The sequence below is a fragment of the Micromonospora coxensis genome, assembly GCF_900090295.1.
GTDB lineage: Bacteria > Actinomycetota > Actinomycetes > Mycobacteriales > Micromonosporaceae > Micromonospora > Micromonospora coxensis.
Genome location: NZ_LT607753.1, coordinates 4,389,004 through 4,411,033, shown reverse-complemented (window position 1 = coordinate 4,411,033; position 22,030 = coordinate 4,389,004). Strand labels below are relative to the sequence as shown.

Annotated in this window: 12 protein-coding genes; 7 read left to right on the top strand and 5 right to left on the bottom strand. The window is 73.5% G+C overall.

What is annotated here, in order from left to right:
• Nucleotides 1–131: 131 nt before the first annotated feature.
• The 3 genes from GA0070614_RS20230 to mfd form a co-directional block, all read right to left on the bottom strand.
• Entirely contained in the window at nt 132–1,115 is a 984-nt protein-coding gene (locus GA0070614_RS20230) for a nucleoside triphosphate pyrophosphohydrolase (RefSeq protein WP_088979544.1), read from the bottom strand.
• Nucleotides 1,112–1,897 carry a SurA N-terminal domain-containing protein gene (locus GA0070614_RS20225; RefSeq protein WP_088979543.1) on the bottom strand — a complete coding sequence of 262 codons (786 nt, stop codon included), beginning with the start codon at nt 1,895–1,897 and terminating at the stop codon, nt 1,112–1,114. The genes GA0070614_RS20230 and GA0070614_RS20225 overlap by 4 nt, the downstream gene beginning before the upstream one ends.
• 95 nt (nt 1,898–1,992) lie before the next feature.
• On the bottom strand, nt 1,993–5,631 hold the full coding sequence (mfd, locus tag GA0070614_RS20220) for a transcription-repair coupling factor (RefSeq protein WP_088977437.1): 3,639 nt from the start codon (nt 5,629–5,631) through the stop codon (nt 1,993–1,995).
• 359 nt (nt 5,632–5,990) lie between these two features.
• Here mfd and GA0070614_RS20215 point away from each other — a divergent pair, with 359 nt between their 5' ends.
• A complete protein-coding gene (locus GA0070614_RS20215; RefSeq protein WP_172892468.1) occupies nt 5,991–6,560 on the top strand; it encodes a hypothetical protein in 570 nt (189 codons plus the stop codon).
• Nucleotides 6,561–6,736: 176 nt separating this feature from the next.
• Entirely contained in the window at nt 6,737–7,657 is a 921-nt protein-coding gene (locus GA0070614_RS20210; RefSeq protein ID WP_088977435.1) for a cyclase family protein, read from the top strand.
• A 27-nt stretch (nt 7,658–7,684) separates the two neighbouring features.
• On the opposite strand, the gene GA0070614_RS20205 is transcribed toward GA0070614_RS20210, so the two are convergent.
• Nucleotides 7,685–8,725 carry a S66 family peptidase gene (locus GA0070614_RS20205; protein WP_088977434.1) on the bottom strand — a complete coding sequence of 347 codons (1,041 nt, stop codon included), beginning with the start codon at nt 8,723–8,725 and terminating at the stop codon, nt 7,685–7,687.
• Nucleotides 8,726–8,826: 101 nt separating this feature from the next.
• Between GA0070614_RS20205 and GA0070614_RS20200 the strand changes: the two genes are divergently transcribed.
• Both GA0070614_RS20200 and ppc read left to right on the top strand, forming a co-directional pair.
• On the top strand, nt 8,827–9,849 hold the full coding sequence (locus GA0070614_RS20200; protein ID WP_088977433.1) for a hypothetical protein: 1,023 nt from the start codon (nt 8,827–8,829) through the stop codon (nt 9,847–9,849).
• A gap of 108 nt (nt 9,850–9,957) precedes the next feature.
• Nucleotides 9,958–12,744 (top strand): phosphoenolpyruvate carboxylase, encoded by a 2,787-nt coding sequence (gene ppc / locus GA0070614_RS20195; protein ID WP_088979542.1) that lies wholly within the window; start codon nt 9,958–9,960, stop codon nt 12,742–12,744.
• A gap of 282 nt (nt 12,745–13,026) precedes the next feature.
• On the opposite strand, the gene GA0070614_RS20190 is transcribed toward ppc, so the two are convergent.
• Nucleotides 13,027–13,809, bottom strand: coding sequence for a hypothetical protein (locus GA0070614_RS20190; RefSeq protein ID WP_088979541.1), 783 nt, complete (start codon nt 13,807–13,809; stop codon nt 13,027–13,029).
• A gap of 54 nt (nt 13,810–13,863) precedes the next feature.
• Here GA0070614_RS20190 and GA0070614_RS20185 point away from each other — a divergent pair, with 54 nt between their 5' ends.
• From GA0070614_RS20185 to GA0070614_RS20175, 3 genes are all read left to right on the top strand, one after another.
• Nucleotides 13,864–15,027: a DNA recombination protein RmuC gene (locus GA0070614_RS20185; RefSeq protein WP_088977432.1), complete on the top strand. Its 1,164-nt coding sequence runs from the start codon at nt 13,864–13,866 to the stop codon at nt 15,025–15,027.
• 149 nt (nt 15,028–15,176) lie between these two features.
• Complete coding sequence (locus tag GA0070614_RS20180; RefSeq protein WP_088977431.1) at nt 15,177–18,479, top strand: S8 family serine peptidase; 3,303 nt, start codon at nt 15,177–15,179, stop codon at nt 18,477–18,479.
• A gap of 297 nt (nt 18,480–18,776) precedes the next feature.
• A complete protein-coding gene (locus GA0070614_RS20175) occupies nt 18,777–22,007 on the top strand; it encodes a S8 family serine peptidase (protein WP_088977430.1) in 3,231 nt (1,076 codons plus the stop codon).
• The last annotated feature ends 23 nt before the right edge of the window (nt 22,008–22,030 follow it).

Sequence of the window (22,030 nt, the reverse complement as noted above, 5' to 3'; positions counted from 1 at the left end):
GCGGCGGGGGATCGTGCCCGCCGCTCGCCGAAACCGTGCGGGGGCGTCCCGGCCCACCCGGCTCCGGCCGGGTGGGCCGGCAGGTTCGAGGCGACACGCCACTGAGGGACGCGGTGTGGGGACGCCCGAGGTCAGGGGCGAGTGGCGCGTTCGGCGGCGCGGACCGCGTCCGCGTAGGCCAGGGTGGCGCGGCGCAGCGCCGCCTCCGGGTCGATGCCGGCCTCCCGGGCGGCGGCGACGGTGGTGAGCAGGCCGGCGCCGAGGCGCGCCTCCGGGTCGACCTGGCCGTCGGCCAGCGGCGGCGGGACGGCCAGCCCGATCCGGCCGGCCCGGTCCAGGATCTTGGCGGCCAGGGCGAGCGCGGGCTGGCTCAGCGCGATCCCGTCCAGCACCGACTCGCGGGCCTTCTCGGCCCGCTTGATCCGCTCCCAGCTCGCCTCGATCTCCTCCAGCGTGCCGGCCTCGTCCCCGGCGAAGACGTGCGGGTTGCGGCGGACCATCTTGTCCACCAGGCCGCCGGCCACGTCGTCGACGCTCCACCGCTCGCCCTCGGGCAGGTTCTCCGCCAGCCGGGCGTGCAGCAGCACCTGGAGCAGCACGTCGCCCAACTCCTCGCGCAGCGCGTCGGTGTCGTCGGCGCTGATCGCGTCGTACGCCTCGTAGCACTCCTCCAGCAGGAACCCGGCCAGGCTGCGGTGGGTCTGCGCCCGCTTCCACGGGTCACCGCCCGGGGACGCCAGCCGGTCCATCACCTCGACCGCGTCGAGCAGCCGGGCGCCGGGCGGGTCCCACGAGCCGTACATCAGCTCCAACTCGGCCAGCCCGGGCTCCCGGGCCAGCCGCAGGCCCAGCTCCCGGGCGATCGACTCGTCGCCCGCCGGGCCGGCCAGCCAGACCACGGTGCCGTGCGTCGCCACCGCGTCGAGCAGCGCCTGCGTCGCCCCGGAATCGACCACCGTCACCTCGGCGCCCGCCGCCCGCACGGCCGCCGTCACCGGGCTCTCCGCGCCGGCCAGCACCGGCGCGGAGCGTAGGACGTCCCAGGCGGCGGCGGTCAGCAGGCCGGCCGGCAGCCGGGGCGAGGTGACCAGCAGGACGATGCGGGACGTGCTCAGGGTGCCACCGGCGCGTTCTGCTCGGCCGGGGTGCTGACCGGCTCGGGCGTCGAGATGTCGGTGACCGGGCTGCCGGACTCCACGTACGGCAGGGCGTAGAAGACCAGTTCCTGGCCCTTGTTCACCCAGGACGGCACGCCCAGCGGGCGGTAGCGCGGGTTGACCGAGAGGTTCACCTCGTCGGCCTCCTTCTCCATCGCCGCGCTGAGCGCCGAGGCGGTCCGGACGAACCCGCCCTCGCCGAAGAGCTGGCGCACCTGGGCCACGGAGAGGCCGGTCTGGATCCCGCCGGCCTTGGCGATCGCCTGGTAGACGGCCATCACCGACTCGTCGCTCAGCTCGGCCGGGGGCAGCTTCTGGGTGAGCGCGATCGAGATGTCGGCCCACTCGCCCCAGAGCTTGGCGTACTCGGCCTGCGGCGGCATCTGGAGCTGCTGGGCGAGCTGGTCCGGGGTGACCTGGTCCGGCACCGACACGCCCTGGTCGGCCGCGATCCGCTTGCCCAGCTCGATGCTGACCAGCAGGTTCAGCACGTCCTGCCGGGTCACCGGCGACCGCAGCTGCTCGGCGGTGGGGGTGATGCCCGCCTGGGTCGCGCTCTGACGCACCGCCTCCGCGAACCGCGCCTGGGCGTCGTCGTAGACCGCGTCCACCCGGTCGACCGAGTAGGTGCGGTCCCCGACGTACGCGGCCACGTCCGGCGACGTCCGGCCGCAGGCGGTCAGGGAGAGGACACCGAGAGCCGCGACGCTGGCGGCGGCGATGAGACGGCGTGCACGCATGACGGTCACTCTCTCATGCCCTCCGACCCGCTGTGACGCCGCCCACCACGGGTCGGCCGCCCGCCGGCCGGGTCGCCGCGGGCGCAGCCACCCGGTCACGCCTTCGCCCCGGCGAGCGCGGCCGGCTCGCCCAGCACGTCGGAGAGGAGCTGGGCGCACCACTCCAGCAGGGCCTGGTCGCGCAGCGGCTCGCCGCCCAACCGGCGGGTGCTCGGCCGGGGCACGCTGACCTGGTCGAGCGCGGACTTGTAGACCGAGTCCGGGTGGTAGCGCTTGAGCCGCAGCTGCTTCGAGTCGGGCAGCGGCAGCGGCCCGAACCGGATGTGCTTGCCCTGCATGCTCACGTCGGTGAGGCCGTACCGGCGGGCCAGCAGGCGGAACCGGGCCACCGCGACCAGGTTCTGCACCGGGGCGGGCGGCTCGCCGTACCGGTCGGTCATCTCGGCGACCACCTCGCGCAGCCGCTCCTCGTCGCGCGCCTCGGCGAGCTTGCGGTACATCTCCAGGCGCAACCGCTCCACGCCGACGTAGTCGTGCGGCAGGTGCGCGTCGACCGGGAGATCCACCTTGACCTCGGTCTCCTCCTCGGGGCGCTCGCCCTTGAACGCGGAGACCGCCTCGCCGACCATGCGGACGTACAGGTCGAAACCGACGCCCTCGATGTGGCCGGACTGCTCACCGCCGAGCAGGTTGCCGGCGCCCCGGATCTCCAGGTCCTTCATCGCCACGTACATGCCGGCGCCCAGCTCGGTGTGCTGCGCGATGGTGGCCAGCCGCTCGTGGGCGTGCTCGGTGAGCGGCTTCTCCGGCGGGTAGAGGAAGTACGCGTACGCCCGCTCCCGGCCCCGGCCGACCCGGCCGCGGATCTGGTGCAGCTGGGCCAGGCCGAGCAGGTCGGCCCGCTCCACGATCAGGGTGTTGGCGTTCGGGATGTCGATGCCGGACTCGACGATGGTGGTGCAGACCAGGACGTCGAACTCCTTCTCCCAGAAGCCGACCATCACCTTCTCCAGGGCCTCCTCGCCCATCTGGCCGTGCGCCACCGCGACCCGGGCCTCGGGCACCAGCTCACGGATCCGCCGCGCCGCCCGCTCGATCGACTCGACCCGGTTGTGCAGGTAGAAGACCTGCCCGTCGCGGAGCAGCTCACGGTGGATGGAGGCGGCCACCTGCCGGTCGTCGTACGCCCCGACGAAGGTCAGCACCGGGTGCCGCTCCTCCGGCGGGGTGGCGATGGTCGACATCTCCCGGATGCCGGTGATCGCCATCTCCAGCGTCCGCGGGATCGGGGTGGCCGACATGCTCAGCACGTCGACCGAGGCCCGCATGGACTTCAGGTGCTCCTTGTGCTCGACGCCGAAGCGCTGCTCCTCGTCGACGATGACCAGGCCCAGCGACTTGAACCGGGTGGCCGACTGGAGCAGCCGGTGGGTGCCGATCACGATGTCGACGGTGCCGTCGGCGACCATCTCCAGGGTCCGCTCGGACTCCTTCGGGGTCTGGAAGCGGGAGAGCTGCCGGATGGTCACCGGGAACTGGCTCATCCGCTCGGCGAAGGTGTTGTAGTGCTGCTGCACCAGCAGCGTGGTGGGCACCAGCACCGCCACCTGCTTGCCGTCCTGCACCGCCTTGAACGCCGCGCGCACCGCGATCTCGGTCTTGCCGTAGCCGACGTCGCCGCAGATCAGCCGGTCCATCGGGACGGTCTGCTCCATGTCCCGCTTGACCTCTTCGATCGCGGCGAGCTGGTCCGGCGTCTCCTGCCACGGGAAGGCGTCCTCCAGCTCCCGCTGCCACGGGGTGTCCGGGCCGAAGGAGTGCCCCTTGGACGCCTTGCGGGCCGCGTAGAGCTGGATCAGCTGCGCGGCGATCTCCTTGACCGCCTTGCGGGCCCGGGCCTTGGACTTCTGCCAGTCCGAGCCACCCATCTTGTGCAGGGTGGGCTGCTCGCCGCCGACGTACCGGGAGAGCTGGTCGAGCTGGTCGGTGGGGACGAAGAGCCGGTCGCCGGGCTGGCCGCGCTTGCTCGGGGCGTACTCGATGACCAGGTACTCCCGGGACGCGCCGTTGACGGTGCGCTGCACCAGCTCGACGTAGCGGCCGATGCCGTGCTGCTCGTGCACGACGTGGTCGCCGGCCTTCAGCTCCAGCGGGTCGATGGTGTTGCGCCGCCGGCTCGGCATCTTGCGCATGTCCCGGGTCGAGGTGCCCCGACCGCCGGTGACGTCGTTGCCGGTGAGCAGCACGAACTTCGACGCCTCGTCGACGAAGCCGGCGGTCAGGCAGCCGCAGGAGACCAGCACCTCGCCGGGGGCGGGCGCGGCCGGCACCTCCTCGACCAGCCGGGCGCCGAGACCGGCGTCGCGCAGCACCTCGACGGCCCGCTGGGCGGGGCCGTGCCCCTCGAAGACCAGCGCGATCGACCAGCCCTCGCCGGCCCAGCGGGTGAGGTCGTCCACCACCCGGGTGGTCTCGCCGTGGTAGAGCGGGGCGGGCTGGGCGGCCAGGGTCACCGCGATCGCGTCGTCGGGGGTGACGTCGACCTCGGTCGGCGCGTCCTCCCACGGCTGCCGGGCCGGGGCGGCGGCGTCGGCCTCGACGAGGCCGAACGGGGCGAGCGTCCACCAGGGCTGGCGCAGCGCGCGGGCGTGTGCCCGCACGTCGGCCAGGGTGCGGAAGGCGGCGGCGCCGACGTCGACCGGGGCCTGCCCGCCGACGGCCGCCGCGGCCCAGCTCGCCTGGAGGAACTCGTCGGAGGTACGCACCAGGTCGTGCGCCCGGGTGCGGATCCGCTCCGGGTCGCAGAGCAGGACGTGGGTGCCGGTCGGCATGCAGTCCAGCAGCAGCTCCATCGAGTCGGCGCCGATCAGCACCGGGGCCAGCGACTCCATGCCCTCGACCGGGATGCCCTCGGCGAGCCGGTCCAGGATCTCGGCCAGCTCCGGGTGTTCCTCGGCGAGCACGGCGGCCCGCTTGCGTACGCCGGGGGTGAGCAGCAGCTCCCGGCACGGTGGGGCCCACAGCAGCGGCACGCCCTCGATGGTCCGCTGGTCGGCGACGGCGAAGGTGCGGATCTCCTCCACCTCGTCGCCCCAGAACTCGACCCGGGACGGGTGCTCGTCGGTGGGCGGGAAGACGTCCAGGATGCCGCCGCGCACGGCGAACTCGCCACGCTTGGTCACCAGGTCGACCCGGGCGTACGCCATGTCGGTGAGCCGGCGGGCCACCTCCTCCAGGTCCGCCTCGTCGCCGGCGGCCAGACGGACCGGATCCAGGTCCCCGAGCCCCTTGAGCTGCGGTTGCAGCAGCGAGCGGACCGGCGCGACGACGACCCGCAGCGGCCCGGTGCGGCCGTGCGCGTCGGCCGACTCCGGGTGCGCCAGCCGGCGCAGCACGGCGAGTCGCCGGCCCACCGTGTCGGAGCGCGGCGACAGCCGCTCGTGCGGCAGCGTCTCCCAGGAGGGGAAGACCGCCACCTGGTCCGGCGGGAGCAGGCTGCCCAGCGCGGAGGCCAGGTCGTCGGCCTCTCGGGTGGTGGCGGTCACGGCGAGCACGGGACGCGCGGCCCCGCCGGCCGGCTCGTCGGCCGCGACGGCGGCGACGGCGAACGGGCGCAGGGCGGCCGGGGCGGTGAGGTCGAGGCCGTCGACCTGAGCGGCGCCGGAGCGCGCCAGGTCACGCGCCCGGGCCAGCCCGGGGTCGGCCAGGGCGGCGGAGAAGAGTCCGGCGAGCATGGGTGATCACTTCCAGGAGGTCGACACACGACGACGGCCCCGCGTCCAGTCGGACGGGGGGTGCACCTGTCGAGACTATCCCGCTGCCCGGACATTCCGGGCTCCCGCCGCCCGCCGTGGTGGGCCCGGGGCTCCCCGCCGGCGGATCCGGGGCACCCGTCCTGGCCGCCGACCCGTAGGCTGGCCCTCCCGTCCGCGCAGCAGTGGGAGCGCCCCCGGTGACCACCCCGCCACCCTGGCCGCCGTCCGGCCAACCCTCGCAGCCTCCGTACGGCCCGCCACCGCAGCCTCCGTACGGTGCGCCGCAGCCTCCGTACGGCCCGCCGCCGGGATACCCGCCACCGCCCCCGCCCGCGCCGGTGACCAGGCGCATCCCGGAGGACCAGCCGTTCGTCGTCCGGCCCAACGTCGCCAAGCGTGGCCTGGTCATGGGCGGGGTCGTGGCGGTACTGCTGGTCCCGCTCGTCTGCGTCCTCGGCCTGGGCGTGCTGGGCGGCACCGACGGGCAGGACCGCGGCACCGCCGTGGTCGGCCTGCTCGCGATCGTGGGCTGCGTGCTGGTCGCGATCGCCCTGCCGATCGGCATCCAGCTCTGGCTGATCGGCTCCGGCGGCCCGGTGCTGGCGCTGAGCCCGGCCGGGCTCTGGATCCGTACCCGACCGACCCGGGGCCAGGCGGTCTGGCTGCCCTGGGAGGCCGTCGCCCAGATCTCGCGCCGCCGCTGGAGCCTGGAGAAGATGCTGGTCGTCAAGCCCTACGACCAGCGTGCCCTGCAGAATCTCGGCACCTTCACCGCGCTGGACAGCGGCCTGCTGAGCGCCTTCTACGGCTCCGGACTGGTCGCGACCCTGAACTTCGCGGACCGCCCGGAGTCGGAGATCCTGGCGGCGGTCACGCACTACAGCGCCGGCCGCTGCCGGATCGTCTGACGCGCGACCCGGTCGGGGACGATCCCGGCCGGGCCCCGGCTTCGTCCGCCGTCCCGCGGATTCCCGCGTGCTCCGCGCGGCGTCCCGGAGGCGGCGGCGTCCCCGGGCGCGGCGGCGTCCCCGGGCGTGCCGGAAAGGATCTTGACCGGACCGCGCCGGCGTGGTCGGCTGGGCCCATGACGAGGCAGTACCGGGCGCAGTTCGACGCCGAGATCACGTTCGCCAACGGAGGCGGTCTGCGGACCGACGGGTTCCGGCTCGACATCGCCGGGCGGGAGATCAGCGACGACGACCTCGCCGCGCTGCTCGTCCGGCACCTCGGGCTGCTGATGGTCGGCGAGGTGCGGATCAGCAACAAGACGATCGTCGAGGAGCCGCACAAGGGCGGCCGGGGCGTGGCCGGGCCGGCCGCCGGCAGCGGGTCCGGGGGACGGCGGCTGGTCGAGCTGAGCCACGTCATCGCGGACGGGACGACCACCCTGCCCGGCTGGCCGACGCCCCGGATCACCGAGTGGCTGACCCGGGAGGCGTCCCGGGCGAACTACGCGCCGGGCACGGAGTTCCAGGTGGGCCGGATCGACATGATCGCCAACACCGGCACGTACCTGGACACCCCGGCGCACCGGTACGCCGACGGCGCGGACCTCACCGGCGTCCCGCTGGACCGCCTCGCCGACCTGCCCGGCGTCGTGGTCCGGGTGCCGGCCGGGACGCGGGCGGTGGACCGGCTGCTGCTGGCGCCGTACGACGTGGCCGGCCGGGCGGTGCTGCTGCACACCGGCTGGTCCGCGCACTTCGGCACCGACCGGTACGGCGCGCCGGAGGCGCCCCACCTGACCGGCGACGGGGCGCGGGCCCTGGCCGAGGCGGGCGCCACCCTGGTCGGCATCGACTCGATCAACATCGACGACATGGGCCCGGCGGCCCGGGGCGAGCGCCCGGCGCACAGCACGCTGCTGGCCGCCGGCATCCCGATCGTGGAGCACCTGACCGGCCTGGACGCCCTGCCGCCCGAGGGATTCCGCTTCACCGCCGCCCCGCCGAGGGTGGCCGGCATGGGCACCTTCCCCGTCCGCGCCTTCGCCGTGCTGGACTGACACCGGGCCGGCCGGGCCGGGATCCGGTCAGTACCGCACCGAGATGCGCCGCTCGACGGCGTCCACCCGGATCTCCCCGCCGTACGGGACGATCAACTGCGGGTCGGTGTGGCCGAGGTCGACGTCGAAGACCACCACCGCGTCCGGGCGGTACGGGGCGAGCGCCCGGGTGATCGCCGCCCGCTGCGCCTCGCCCCAGGCCAGCCGTTCCGGCACGGAGAGCCGGTGGTCGAAGTCCCACGCCTTGGGCCGGCCGACCACGACCGCCGGGAAGGCGGCGAGCAGCCCCCGCTCCCCCATGTTGCGCACGATCCGGAAGACCTCCTGCGCGTCGGGCAGCTCGTTGGAGGTCTCGACGACCAGCACCGACCCGGCCAGTTCCGCGGCCGTCGGGACCCGGTCGACGGCCATCAGCCAGTGCAGGATCTCCAGGCAGCCGCCCCAGGTCCGCCCCTGCACCACCCGTGCGGGCCCCTGCCAGCGCCAGCCCTCGCCCGGCAGCATCTCCGGCTCGTCGGCCAGCGTCTCCGGCTCGGTCCACGGGTTCGGCCGGTCGCCCCACTCGGTGGCGGGGGTCAGCTCGTACCAGCCGGGGGTGAACAGGGCGGCGCGCAGCGAGTCGAAGGTCAGCGGGTGCGGCCGGCCGGGCCGGCCGAGGTGCACCAGCACCGATCCGCCGTGGTACGCCACGATGCCGAGCCGGTACAGGTGGTTGAGGACATTGGTGTTGTCCGAGTACCCGAAGTACGGCTTCGGGTTGGCCCGCAGCACGTCGTCGTCGAGGTACGGGGTGACGGTGATCAGGTCGTCCCCGCCGACGGTGGCGAGCACGGCGGTGACCGTCGGGTCGGCGAAGGCGGCGGTGAGGTCCCGGGCCCGGTCACGCGGGTCGGCGCCCACCTGGCGGGTGGTCGGGTACTCGACCGGTTCCAGGTCGAACTCCTCGCGCAGCCGGCGCAGCCCCAGCTCGTACACGTGGGGGAAGATGCCCGGCAGGCCGGCGGACGGGGAGACGACCGCGACCCGGTCGCCCGGCTTCGGCCCGGGAGGATAGCTCGGGAGCGTCATGCCGGGAGGTTACCGATGGCGACCGGGCCGGCCCGGCAGACCGGAGCAAGCCAGGCGACCAAAACTCACATCTCCGGCAGATCCGGCAATAGGCTGACGACGTGGACGAGGAGCAGCGGGACCGCGACTGGCTGCCCCGCACGGCGGCGCTGCTGGCCGGCACCCTGGCACTGGCCGTCGCCTTCATCGCGGCGTACGTGGGCGCCCTGCACCGGCCGGACCCCCGCGACGTCCCCGTCGGGGTGGTCCTCGGCGACCAGCGCGCGCAGGCGGTGCTGGCGGCGGTGCGCGGCCGCACCGACACGATCGAGCCGATCCAGTACGACACCCCGGGCGAGGCCGACGACGGCCTGACCGCCCGCGAGGTGTACGCCGTGCTCACCTCCACCCCCGACGGCACGCTGCTCCTCAGCACCGCCAGCGCGTCCGCCCCGGCCGCCACCGGCGTCGTCGTCGACGTGCTGAACCGGGCCGCGCAGCAGGCGCAGCTCCCGCTCGAGGTGACCGACCAGGTGCCCGTCTCCGCCGACGACCCGCGCGGGCTGGTGCCGTTCTACCTGGCCGTCGGCCTGGTGCTCGGCGGCTACCTGGCGTCCACCGCGCTCGGCATCTCGCTCGGCACCACCCCGCGCGACCTGCGCCGCGCCGGGCTGCGGATCGCCTCGCTGGCCGTGCACGCCGTGCTGCTCGGCGTCATCGGCGCGGTGCTGGTCGGGCCGGTGCTCGGCGTCTGGGACCACGACCTGCCGGCGGTCGCCGCGGTGGGCGTGCTCACCGTCCTCACCGCCGGGATGGTCGCCGCCGCCGTGCAGGGCTGGCTGGGGCTGCTCGGCACCGGCCTGGTCATCCTGCTGCTGGTCGTCCTCGGCAACCCCGGCTCGGGCGGCGTCTACGCGCCGGAGTTCCTACCCACCGTGCTGCGCGGGATGCACCGGTGGAACGTCCCCGGCCTCGCCACCGACCTGCTCAAGTCCGTGGTCTACTTCGACCTGCGGGCCGGAAGCTGGCCGCTGGCGGGGCTGCTGGTCTGGACCGTCCTCGGGGTGGTCGGGCTGCTCACCGCCGCGCTGGTGCGGGGCCGGCGGGCCGGCGCACGCCCCGTCAAGATCTCCGGCCGGCCGTGACCGTGGGGAAGGTGACATCCCGGACCCCCTCCTTGTCGGGGGGTCTGCACCGATACGATCCAGGGAGTCGGACAGCGCTGTCCTTCGTACTCACGTAAGGAGCGCATGGTGACCGACCAGCACGACCACGACGGGCCCGACGCCGCTCTCCGGGCCGACATCCGCCGCCTCGGCACCCTGCTCGGCCAGACCCTGGCCCGGCAGGAGGGCCGCCCCCTGCTCGACCTGGTCGAGGAGATCCGCGCCCAGGTCCGCTCCGACGCCCCGGTCGCCGCGCAGCGCCTCGGCGGGCTGGACGTGACCACCGGCACGAAGCTGGCCCGCGCCTTCTCCACCTACTTCCACCTGGCCAACATCACCGAGCAGGTGCACCGGGCGCGGGACCTGCGCCGCCGCCGGGCCATGCACGGCGGTTGGCTGGACCAGGCGGCCAAGATGATCGCCGAGCGCGGGGTGCCGGCCGAGGAGATCGCGGCGGCGGCCCGCCGGCTCGCGGTCCGGCCGGTGTTCACCGCCCACCCGACCGAGGCGGCCCGCCGGTCGATCCTGTCCAAGCTGCGCGCCATCGCCGACGAGCTGGACACCGAGACCAGCAACGCCATCCTCTACGGGGCCAGCGACGAGGGGCCCGCCAACCGGCGGCTGGCCGAACTGCTGGACCTGATGTGGCAGACCGACGAGCTGCGGCTGGACCGGCCCGACCCGACCGACGAGGCCCGCAACGCCATCTACTACCTGCGCGACCTGTACGCCGAGGCCGCCCCGCAGGTGCTCGACGACCTCGCCGACACGCTGCGCACCCTGGGCGTGGAGACCTCGCCGACGTCCCGCCCGCTGACCTTCGGCACCTGGATCGGCGGCGACCGCGACGGCAACCCGTTCGTCACCCCGACGGTCACCCGTGAGGTGCTGCGCATCCAGCACGAGCACGGCATCGCGGCCACCGAGAAGGCGATGGACCACCTCATCAACGAGGTGTCCGTCTCCCGTCGGCTGCGCGCGGTCTCCCTCGACCTGTCCGCCAGCCTCGCCGCCGACCTGGACGCGCTGCCCGAGGTGGCCCCCCGGTTCCGCCGGGTCAACGCCGAGGAGCCGTACCGGCTCAAGGCCCGCTGCGTGAAGGCGAAGCTGGCCAACACCCGGGAGCGGCTGCGCACCGGCACCGCGCACGTGCCGGGGCGCGACTACCGCGGCTCGGCCGAGCTGATCGCCGACCTGGAGCTGCTGCGCGCGTCGCTGGCCCGCAACTCCGGGCAGCTCACCGCCGTCGGGCGGCTGGCCTCCACCATCCGTACGGTCTCCGCGTTCGGCCTGCACCTGGCGACGATGGACGTCCGGGAGCACGCCGAGAAGCACCACGAGGTGCTCGCCCAGCTCTACGCGGCCGTCGGCGAGGTGTCGGACTACCCGTCGCTGACCCGGCTGGAGCGCACCAAGCTGCTCGCCGACGAGCTGACCGGCCGCCGGCCGCTCTCCACCCTGGACACCCCGCTGACCGAGAGCGCGCAGAAGACGTTCGACGTGTTCGCGACGATCCGGGAGGCGCAGGACCGGTTCGGCGCCGAGGTCATCGAGTCGTACATCATCTCGATGACCCTGGGTGTGGACGACGTGCTCGCCGCGGTGGTGCTGGCCCGCGAGGCCGGCCTGATCGACGTGCACAGTGGCCGGGCCCGGATCGGCATCGTGCCGCTGCTGGAGACCCCGGCCGAGCTGAACGCCGGCGGTGAGCTGCTGGACGAGCTGCTGTCCCTGCCCGCGTACCGGGCGCTGGTCGCGGCCCGGGGCGACGTGCAGGAGGTGATGCTGGGTTACTCCGACTCCAACAAGGAGGCCGGCATCACCACCAGCCAGTGGTCGATCCACCGGGCGCAGCGCGCGCTGCGGGACGTGGCCGCCCGGCACGGCGTGCACCTGCGGCTCTTCCACGGCCGGGGCGGCACGGTGGGTCGCGGTGGCGGCCCCACCCACGACGCGATCCTGGCCCAGCCGTACGGCACGCTGGACGGCGCGATCAAGGTGACCGAGCAGGGCGAGGTCATCTCCGACAAGTACACGCTGCCCGCCCTGGCCCGGGAGAACCTGGAGCTGACGGTGGCCGCGGTGCTCCAGGCGACGCTGCTGCACACCGCGCCGCGCCAGCCGGCCGAGATGCTGGAGCGCTGGGACGCGGCGATGGACGTGGTCTCCGAGTCGGCGTTCCGCTCCTACCGGGGACTGGTCGAGGACCCGGACCTGCCGGCCTACTTCTGGGCCTCGACCCCGACGGAGCTGCTCGGCGCGCTGAACATCGGCTCCCGGCCGGCGAAGCGGCCGAACACCGGGGCCGGGCTCTCCGGCCTGCGGGCCATCCCGTGGGTGTTCGGCTGGACGCAGACCCGGCAGATCGTGCCCGGCTGGTTCGGGGTGGGCTCCGGGCTGGCGGCGGCCCGGGCGGCCGGGCTGGAGGACGTCCTCGCCGAGATGAACCGCAACTGGCACTTCTTCCGCACGTTCCTGTCGAACGTCGAGATGATGCTGACCAAGACCGACCTGACCATCGCCCGCCGGTACGTGGAGACGCTGGTCCCGAAGAAGCTGCACCCGATCTTCGACAAGATCGAGCAGGAGTACGAGCTGACCAAGCAGGAGGTGCTGGCGGTGACCGCCGCGCCGGCCCTGCTGGAGAACTCGCCGGTGCTCCAGCGCACCCTCGCGGTGCGCGACACCTACCTGGAGCCGCTGCACCACCTCCAGGTGGCGCTGCTGCGGCAGTACCGGGACTCCGGCGCCGCCGGGCGCGCGGTGGCGACCGCGCCGGGGGGCCGGCGCGCCCCGAGCGACGGCACGGCCCTGGAGCGGGCGCTGCTCACCACGGTGAACGGCATCGCCGCCGGCATGCGCAACACCGGCTGATCCACCGGTACGACGAAGGCCCCGGTCCGCGTGACCGGGGCCTTCGTCGTGTCGTGCGGTGGCGATCGTCGCTCGCCGCCGAACGGTGTCACCCGGCGTCGTCGTGCGGTCAGATCGGCGTCGTCGGGCAGCACCGCGAGGCACAGCCCGGGCAGCACGGCGAGGCACAGGCCGGGCAGCACGGCGAGGCACAGGCCGGGCAGCACGGCGAGGCACAGGCCGGCCAGCACGGCGAGGCGCAGGCCGGGCCCGGCATCCCGCAGCAGCCCCGGCCGCCACGGCTCAGAAGTCGCCGCCTCCGAAGTCGCCGCCGCCGAAGTCGCCGCCCCCGAAGTCGCCGCCGCCGAAGTCACCGGCGGCCCCACCGAAGTCGGCCGCCTGGTCCCCGCCGAAGTCGCCCTGGTCCGCCGCGCCGTCGCCGAAGCCCTCCTGGGAGCCGGCCTCGTCGCCGTAGCCCGGGTCGGCGAAGGCCGGGGAGAAGAGCGCGTCGGCGATCAGCATGCCGCCGATCACCCCGGCGCCGGCGCCGAGCGCGGTCTTCCACCACGGGGTGGAGTACCAGCCGGCCGGCACCGGCCGGCCCTGGAGCCGCCCGCCCGGGTAGTAGTACGGGGTGTCCCGGCCCGGCTGCGGCCCCGCCTTGAAGGTCTGTCCCTGCACCTGCACCTGGCGTTCCCGGGTCAACTCTCCGGTGCCCTGCGCGGCGGCCAGCGGCGGCAGCTCGGGACCCGGGTCCAGGCCCAGCGCCACCCGGGCCGCCCGCGCGTACGCCAGCCCCTCCAGGGCCGTCTCCCGGGCCAGCCGGTACTGGTGGACCGTCCCCGCCTGCTCCAGCTGGCTGCCGGCGGCGTTGTAGCGCTCGGCGGCGTCGACCAGCGCCTGGCGTACGGCCGGGGCGTCGCCGTGCAGGTTCATCACCTGGCCGCCGAGGCGCTCGTACCAGCGCTGGGCGTCGGCCCGGACGTCGGCGAGGCTGCGCGCCTCACGGGCGGCCCGTTCCCGCCGCCACCAGACGAACCCGCCGACCAGCAGGACGACGAGGACCGCCACGAGCAGAAGTTCCATGCCGCTGAACGTACCCGCCCGGCGCAGGTCGTACCCCTTTGGCATGCTCTGGGGATGGACCTGTCGACGCTGGCCGTGGTGGTGGTCTGTCTCGCCGTCGGCGGCGTCGGGGGCTGGCACCTGGCCCGGGCCCGGTCGGCGGCGGAGGTCGCCCGGCTGGAGGCCACCCTGGCGGCCACCCGGGAGGGTGAGGGGCGGCTGGAGCAGTCGATGCGGGCGCTCAGCTACGAGGCCACCGCCCAGTCCCAGGAGGCGGTGGCCCGCGCGGTCGCCCCGCTGCACGACACCCTCCGTCGCTACGAGCAGCGCGTCGGTGAGCTGGAACGCGACCGGGTGGACGCCTACGCCGAACTACGCGAGCAGGTACGCGCCATGAGCACCGTCTCCGGCGAGCTGCGCACCGAGACCAAGCAGCTGGTCGCCGCGCTGCGCGCCCCCCAGGTGCGCGGCCGGTGGGGCGAGCACCAGCTGCGGCGCATCGTCGAGGCCGCCGGCATGCTGGAGCACTGCGACTTCAGCGAGCAGGTCACCGCCGCCACCGACCACCAGGGGGTCCGCCCCGACCTGGTGGTCCGGCTGCACGGCGGCCGGACGGTGGTGGTGGACGCCAAGGCGCCCTTCGACGCGTACCTGACCGCGATGGAGGCGCGCGACGAGCGGGGACGCGACACCCATCTCGACGCGCACGCGCGGCACCTACGGGCGCACGTCGACGCGCTGGCCGCGAAGTCGTACTGGGCGGCGTTCGACTCGACGCCGGAGTTCGTGGTGCTCTTCGTTCCCGCCGACCCGTTCCTGGACGTGGCGTTGCAGCGCGACCCGACCCTGCTGGAGCACGCATTCGCCCGCAACGTGGTGCTGGCGACCCCGGCGACCCTGGTGGCGATGCTGCGCACGGTGGCCTATTCGTGGCGGCAGGAGGCGCTGGCCCGCAACGCGGTGGCGGTGCACTCGCTGGCCCGTGAGCTGTACGGCCGACTGTCCACCCTGGGCGACCACGTCGGCAAGCTCGGTGGCTCGCTCAGCGCGGCGGTGACCGCCTACAACCGGGCGGTCGGCTCGCTGGAGGCACGGGTGCTGGTCAGCGCCCGCAAGCTGGCCGAGCTGGGCGTCTCCGACCAGGAGTTGACCACGCCGGCGCAGGTGGAGCTGACGCCCCGGCAGCCGCAGGCGCCCGAGCTGCTGGACGGTCCGTCCACGATGGAGCGCTCCATCTAGCATCTCCCATGTGACAGTGCGCACCCGTGCATGTCACGATGGGGTCACAACTTACCAGTCGGTAGTGACACCGGAGCTACGCAGCACAAAGGATTTCGCTCACGCGTGCCCTGTCATCTCAGGGCCCTGTTCTCTGGAGGAAAGAGAACGTGAGCAAACCCCGCAACCTGCGCCGGCGTACCTCCGCCGGCCTGTTCGCCTCGGTCGTGGCAGCCGGCGCCATGACCGGCGCGGGCGGCGCCGCCACCGCGAGCGCCGCACCCGCGACCACCACCCCGGACGCCACCACCAACGCCGTCGAGACCCTCGGCGCGCACGACGCCAAGCTGCTCGCCGAGGCCGAGGCGAAGCACGCCCCGACCGTCACGCTGATCGTCGCCACCGAGAAGGGTGAGGCGAAGGACGTCGCCGACGCGATGAAGAAGCTCGGCGGCACGGTCAGCCAGCGCTTCGACTCCATCGGCTACGTGCTGGCGAAGGTCCCCACCGGCAAGGCCCTGAAGGCCGCCACGCTCCCCGGCGTCGCCGCGGTCGACCTCGACGAGACCATCCAGCTCCCCGACCCGGTCGCCGAGGCCACCCCGGCCGGCGCCCGCACCGCGGCACAGGGCGAGACCCTGGCCGGCCCGGGCGCCGGCACCGGCGCGGTCAACCCGTACATGCCGACCAACGAGACCGGCGCCGAGGCCTTCAAGGCCGCCCACCCGGAGTGGGACGGGCGCGGGGTCACCATCGGCATCATGGACTCCGGTGTGGACCTCGACCAGCCGGCGCTGCAGAAGACCACCACCGGCGAGCGCAAGATCGTCGACTGGGTCACCGCCACCGACCCGCTGGAGGACGCCACCTGGCGGGCGATGATCACCGAGGTGACCGGCCCGGCCTTCACCGTCGGCGGCGCCGCCTGGACCGCTCCCGCCGGCACCTACCGGTTCGCCACCTTCCGCGAGTCGATCACGGCGGGCAGCGACCCGGCCGGTGACGTCAACCGCGACGGCGACACCACCGACACGTTCGGCATCCTCTACGACAGCACCACCCACGACATCCGGGTGGACGCCAACCAGAACCGCGACTTCACCGACGACGAGCTGATGCGCCCGTACAAGGAGAAGTTCCAGGTCGGTCACTTCGGCACGGACAACCCGGCCACCGCGGTCCGCGAGCAGATCCCGTTCGTCGTCGAGTACCGCGAGGACGTCGACACCGCCCCGGTGGGCGGCCCCGGCCTGGTCGACTACGTCAACATCGGCATCGTCGAGTCGACCCACGGCACGCACGTCGCCGGCATCACCGCCGCCAACGACATGATGGGCAACGGCGCCTTCGACGGCGCGGCGCCCGGCGCCAAGCTGGTTTCCGCCCGCGCCTGCTCGTGGGGGGGTGGCTGCACCGCCGCCGCGCTCACCACCGGCATGGCCGACCTGGTGATCAACCGCAAGGTCGACGTGGTCAACATGTCGATCGGCGGTCTCCCGGCGCTCAACGACGGCTCCAACGCCCGCGCCCAGCTCTACAACGACCTGATCACCACGTACGGCGTGCAGATGTTCATCTCGGCCGGCAACTCCGGCCCGGGTCTGAACACGATCGGCGACCCGTCGGTCGCCTCCAACGTGGTCAGCGTCGCCGCCAGCATCAGCAAGGACACCTGGTTGGCCAACTACGGCTCGGTGGTGCGCAAGGAGAACGCGCTGTTCAACTTCTCCTCGCGCGGCCCGCGTGAGGACGGCGGCTTCAAGCCGAACATCGCCGCCCCGGGCTCGGCCATCGCCACCGCGCCGACCTGGCAGCCGGGCAACGTCCCGGTCGAGGCCGGCTACACGCTGCCGCCGGGCTACCAGATGCTCAACGGCACCTCGATGGCCTCGCCGCAGGCCGCCGGCGCCGCCGCGCTGCTGCTCTCCGCCGCCAAGGCGAACGACCAGGGCGTCACCCCGGCCGCGCTGCGCCGGGCCATCTACACCTCGGCGAAGCCGATCGACGGCGTCGCCACGTACGCCCAGGGCTACGGCATGTTCCACGTGCCGGGGGCCTGGAAGCTGCTCAGCAAGGGCGTCGAGACCCGCTCGTACACCTCGGACGCGCCGGTCTGCACCGAACTGTCGGAGAACCTGACCCGCTACGACGCGGGCACCGGCAGGTTCGTGCCGAACCCGGACCGGGGCACCGGCGTCTACAACCGGTGCGCCTCCGGCCAGGGCGGCCAGAAGGTCAACCAGACGAAGACCTACAAGGTCAAGGTCACCCGGACCACCGGCCCGGCCGGCAACGTCCGGCACAACCTGGCGCTGCGCGGCAACGACGGCACCTTCACCGCGCCGAAGTCCGTCTCGCTGCCGCTGAACAAGGCCGTCACCGTCAACGTGGTCGCCAAGCCGCGTACCGCCGGTGCGCACGGCGCGCTGCTGACGATCGACGACCCGAGCACCTCGGTGATCGACTTCGAGGTCTCCACCGTGGTGGTCGTCGCCCACGACGTGAAGAAGCCGGCCTACTCCTTCTCCACCGAGGGCTCGGTCGACCGCAACGGCTTCACCTCGTACTTCGTGACCGTGCCGGCCGGGGCGGGCGCGCTCCAGGTCAACCTCTCCGGCATCGCCACCGGCTCGCAGACCCGGTTCATCGCCTTCAACCCGTACGGCGTCCCGGTGGAGAGCACCTCCAGCCTCGCCTGCTACACCAACTTCTCCAACGCCGCGACCTGCAAGCCGCAGGAGCGGGACTACCAGAACCCGATCCCGGGCGTCTGGGAGATCGAGGTGGAGGCGCGGCGTACGTCGCCGTCGCTCAACAACCCGTTCCAGCTCCAGGCGCGGGTGCAGGGCGTCACGGTCGAGCCGGCCGTGATCGAGCTGCCGTCGGTGACCGCCGGCACCCCGGCCGAGGTGAGCTGGGACCTGACCAACACCTTCGGCCCGGTCGCGGTGACCGGCCAGGGCGGCCCGCTCGCCAGCGTGCACGCGGAGCGGCCGACCATCGCCGAGGGCGCGCAGCAGGAGTGGACCGTGGACGTGCCGGCCGGCGCGACCAGCTTCACCGCCCGGATCGGCAACACCGCCAACCTCGGCGCCGACCTGGACCTGTCGGTCTTCCTGGGCGCCACCCGGGTGGGCATCTCGGCCGACGGTGACTCGGAGGAGGCGGTCACCCTGACCAACCCCGCCCCGGGCACCTACCGGGTCGTGGTCGACGGGTACGCCGTGGACGGCCCCGGCACCAGCACCGCCTACGACTACCGGGACTCGTTCTCGGCCCCGTCGCTGGGCACGCTCTCCGCGCCGGCCACCCCGCTGGCGCTGCAGAACGGCGACACCGCCACCCTCACCGGTACGGTGACCGCCCAGTCCGCCCCGGCCGCCGGCCGGGCCCTCTACGGCGACCTGGCCGTGACCACCACCGAGGGCGCGGTCGTCGGCCGCGGCTCGGTCTCGATCGGCGCGGTGAACTGATCCGTCCGTAGCACCCGCCGGAGCCCGTCCCCGAATCTCGGGGGCGGGCTCCCGTGCGTCCGGGGTGGCACACGTCGGGGACCGACCGTCCGTCCGCTCCCGACCAGCCGATCGAGGGCGGACGGTGCCCGTTCTCCGTCCGGCTCCAATCAATCGGGTCCGATGTTACGAAAGTGCCCGCCAGGCGTAATGGCAGCGTCATAGCCGTCGCTGAATGAGTGGCGGGGTGGACCGTCCTCCACATCCGTCGACGGGCACGCTCCCGCAACCCCTTGCTCTCCCCCGGAGGAAGAGAACGTGACAAACCCCCACAGTCGGCGCGGCCGGACCTCGGCCGCGCTTCTGGCGTCGGCCCTGGCCGCCGGCGCCCTGACCTTGACCGGCTCGGCCAACCCCGCCGTCGCCGGCCAGTCCACCCAGGTGAACGCCCTCAAGAGCGCCACCGCCGGCTGGAGCCCCACCGACCACGACCGGCTGACCGAGGCCCGCGCCGCCGGCCGTAAGGCGGTCACCGTCCTCATCGCCGCGAAGGCCGGGCAGGCCCGTTCGGTCGCCGACGGTCTCGCCGCCCTCGGCGCCGACGTCCGCTATCGCGACGACGACCTCGGCTACCTGCGGGCGAGTGTCGCGGTCGACAAGGCCGACCGGATCCCGACGCTGGCCGGCGTGCAGACGGTCGAGATCGACGCCCCCGTCGAGCTGCCCGACCCTCGTCCGGACGGCTCGGAGGCCCCCGCGCCGCAGCCCGCGCCGGGTGCGGACACCCCCGCCGACAACCCGTACATGCCGATCCGGGACATCGGCGCGGCCGCCTTCGCCGCGGCGAACCCGACCCGGGACGGCCGCGGCACCACCGTCGCCATCATCGACACCGGCGTCGACCTCGCCCACCCGGCGCTGCAGAAGACCACCACCGGCGAACGGAAGATCGTCGACTGGGTCACCGCGACCCACCCGACCGACGACGGCGACCCCACGTGGATCAGCATGTCGGCCGGCGTCTCCGGCCCCACCTTCACCGTCGGTGGTCGTCAGTGGACCGCTCCGGGCTCCGGCGGGTACCGCTTCGGCACCTTCGACGAGCGCAACCCCGCACTCGGCGGTGAGGTCGGCAACGACGTCAACCGCGACGGCAACCCGGCCGGCAGCAGCGGCGTCTTCGGCGTCCTCTGGGACGGCGAGTCGACCGTCTGGGTCGACACCGACCAGGACGGCTCCTTCGCCGACCAGGCCGCCATGACCGACTACAAGGTCCGCCACGACGTCGGCACCTTCGGCACCGACAACCCGGCGACCGCCGTCGCCGAGTCGATGCCGTTCGTCGTGCAGGTCGACGGCAAGAACAAGTTCGTGAACATCGGCATCGTCTCCGGCGCCCACGGCTCGCACGTGGCCGGCATCGTCGCCGCCAACGGCATGTTCGGCGGCGCGATGACCGGCGCCGCCCCGGGTGCCAAGCTGATCTCCGTCCGCACCTGCCTCTTCGTCGCCGGCTGCACCTCGCACGCCCTCATCGAGGGCATGATCTACGCGGCCAAGCAGGCCGACGCGGACGTCATCAACATGTCGATCGGTGGCCTGCCCGCCCTCAACGACGGCAACAACACGCGGGCCGCGCTCTACAACCGACTCATCGACAGGTACGACGTGCAGATGTACATCTCGGCCGGCAACAGCGGGCCGGGCGTCAACACCGTCGGCGACCCCTCGGTCGCCGAGAAGGTGCTCAGTGTGGGCTCGTACATCACCGACGCCACCTGGCGGTCGAACTACGGCTCCAGCTCCCCGTACGCGGAGAGCCTGCACTACTACAGCTCCCGCGGCCCGCGTGAGGACGGCGGCTTCAAGCCCGACCTCGTCGCGCCGGGTTCGGCCATCTCCACCGTGCCCACCTGGCAGCTCGGCGGCCCGGTCCCCGGCACGTACCCGCTGCCGCCGGGGTACGCCATGTTCAACGGCACCTCGATGGCGTCCCCGCAGGCCGCCGGTGTCGGCGCGCTGCTGGTCGGTGCCGCGAAGGCGGAGGGCTTCCAGTCCAAGCCGGTCCAGATCCGGCAGGCCCTGAAGTCCTCGGCGCGGTTCATCGACAACACCGGTGCGTACGAGCAGGGGGCCGGCCTGATCGACGTCAAGGGCGCGTACGACCTGCTGCGCACCAACCTCAAGCCGGTCGACATCAGCTCGTCGGTGGCGGTCGACACCGTCCTCTCCGGTTTCCTCGCGAAGCCGGGTGTGGGCGTCGGCATCTACGACCGTGAAGGCGTCACCGTCGGCACCGCGTACACCCGCACCTACACCTTCACCCGCACCAGCGGCGGGTCGAAGGCGACCACCTACCAGCTGACCTGGGTGGGCAACGACGGCACCTTCTCCGCTCCGGCGTCGGTGTCACTGCCGCTGAACAAGCCGGTCACCGTGGCGGTGCGGGTCGACCCGGCGAGTCCGGGCGCACACTCGGCGATCCTGCGGCTCGACGACCCCGCCACCGCCGGCGTCGACCACCAGACGCTGAACACGGTCATCGCCCCGTACACCTTCGAGGCGTCGGCGAACCACCAGGTGACGGTCGAAGGCCGGGTCGGCCGCAACCAGTCCCTGCACTACTTCGTCCGGGTGCCGGCCGGCACCCCCGCGCTGAAGGTCGACTTCGCCGGCCCGACCGGCGCGGCCGGCACGGGGCAGGCCCGGTTCCTCCGCTACCACCCGTACGGGGTGGGGATCGACAGCAACGCGTCGACCTCCTGCTTCGTCCCGGCGGCCGGCGCCTGCGCCACCGGGTCGCCGAACAGCCGGACGGTCTCCGAACCGCTGACCGGCGTCTGGGAGATCACCGTGGACGGTCGGCGCACCTCCGACGCGGAGTGGACCCCGTTCACGCTGACCGCCTCGGTGCTGGGCGCCACCGTCACCCCGAACCCGGACGACATCGCCGCGGCCACGGCGAACGTGCCGGTCGAGCGCTCGTACACCCTGACCAGCACGTTGGGCTCCTTCACCGGTCGGGCGACCGGCAGCACGCTGGGCAGCGCCCGGCAGGGTCCGTTCACCATCGCCAACCGTGAGACCAAGGAGTACGACCTGACGGTCACCCCGGGCTCGACCCAGCTGCGGGCGACCATCGGCGGCACCTCCGACCCGGGTGCCGACCTCGACCTGTACCTGCTCAACTGCACCTCCGGCACCTGCGTGGCGGCGGGGCAGAGCGCGGACGGTGACTCGGAGGAGTCGGTGACCGTGGCCAACCCGGCGGCCGGCGCCTGGAAGGTCCGCGTCGAGGGCTACGCGGTGCCGGCCGGTTCGACGTCCTACCGGTACATCGACGTCTTCACCAACCCGGCCTTCGGGTCGGTGGCCGTGACCGACGCCCACGCGCTGCGGCCCAGCGGCGCCACCTGGACGGTTCCCGGCACGGTCACCGCGAAGGTGGCGCCGGCTGAGGGCCGCGTGCTCCACGGCAACGTCCAGGTCCGCACCGACACGAACATCCTGATCGGCAACGGTGACGTGGTGGTCCGGACGGTCGGCTGACCCGACGGCCGCACAGCGGAGGC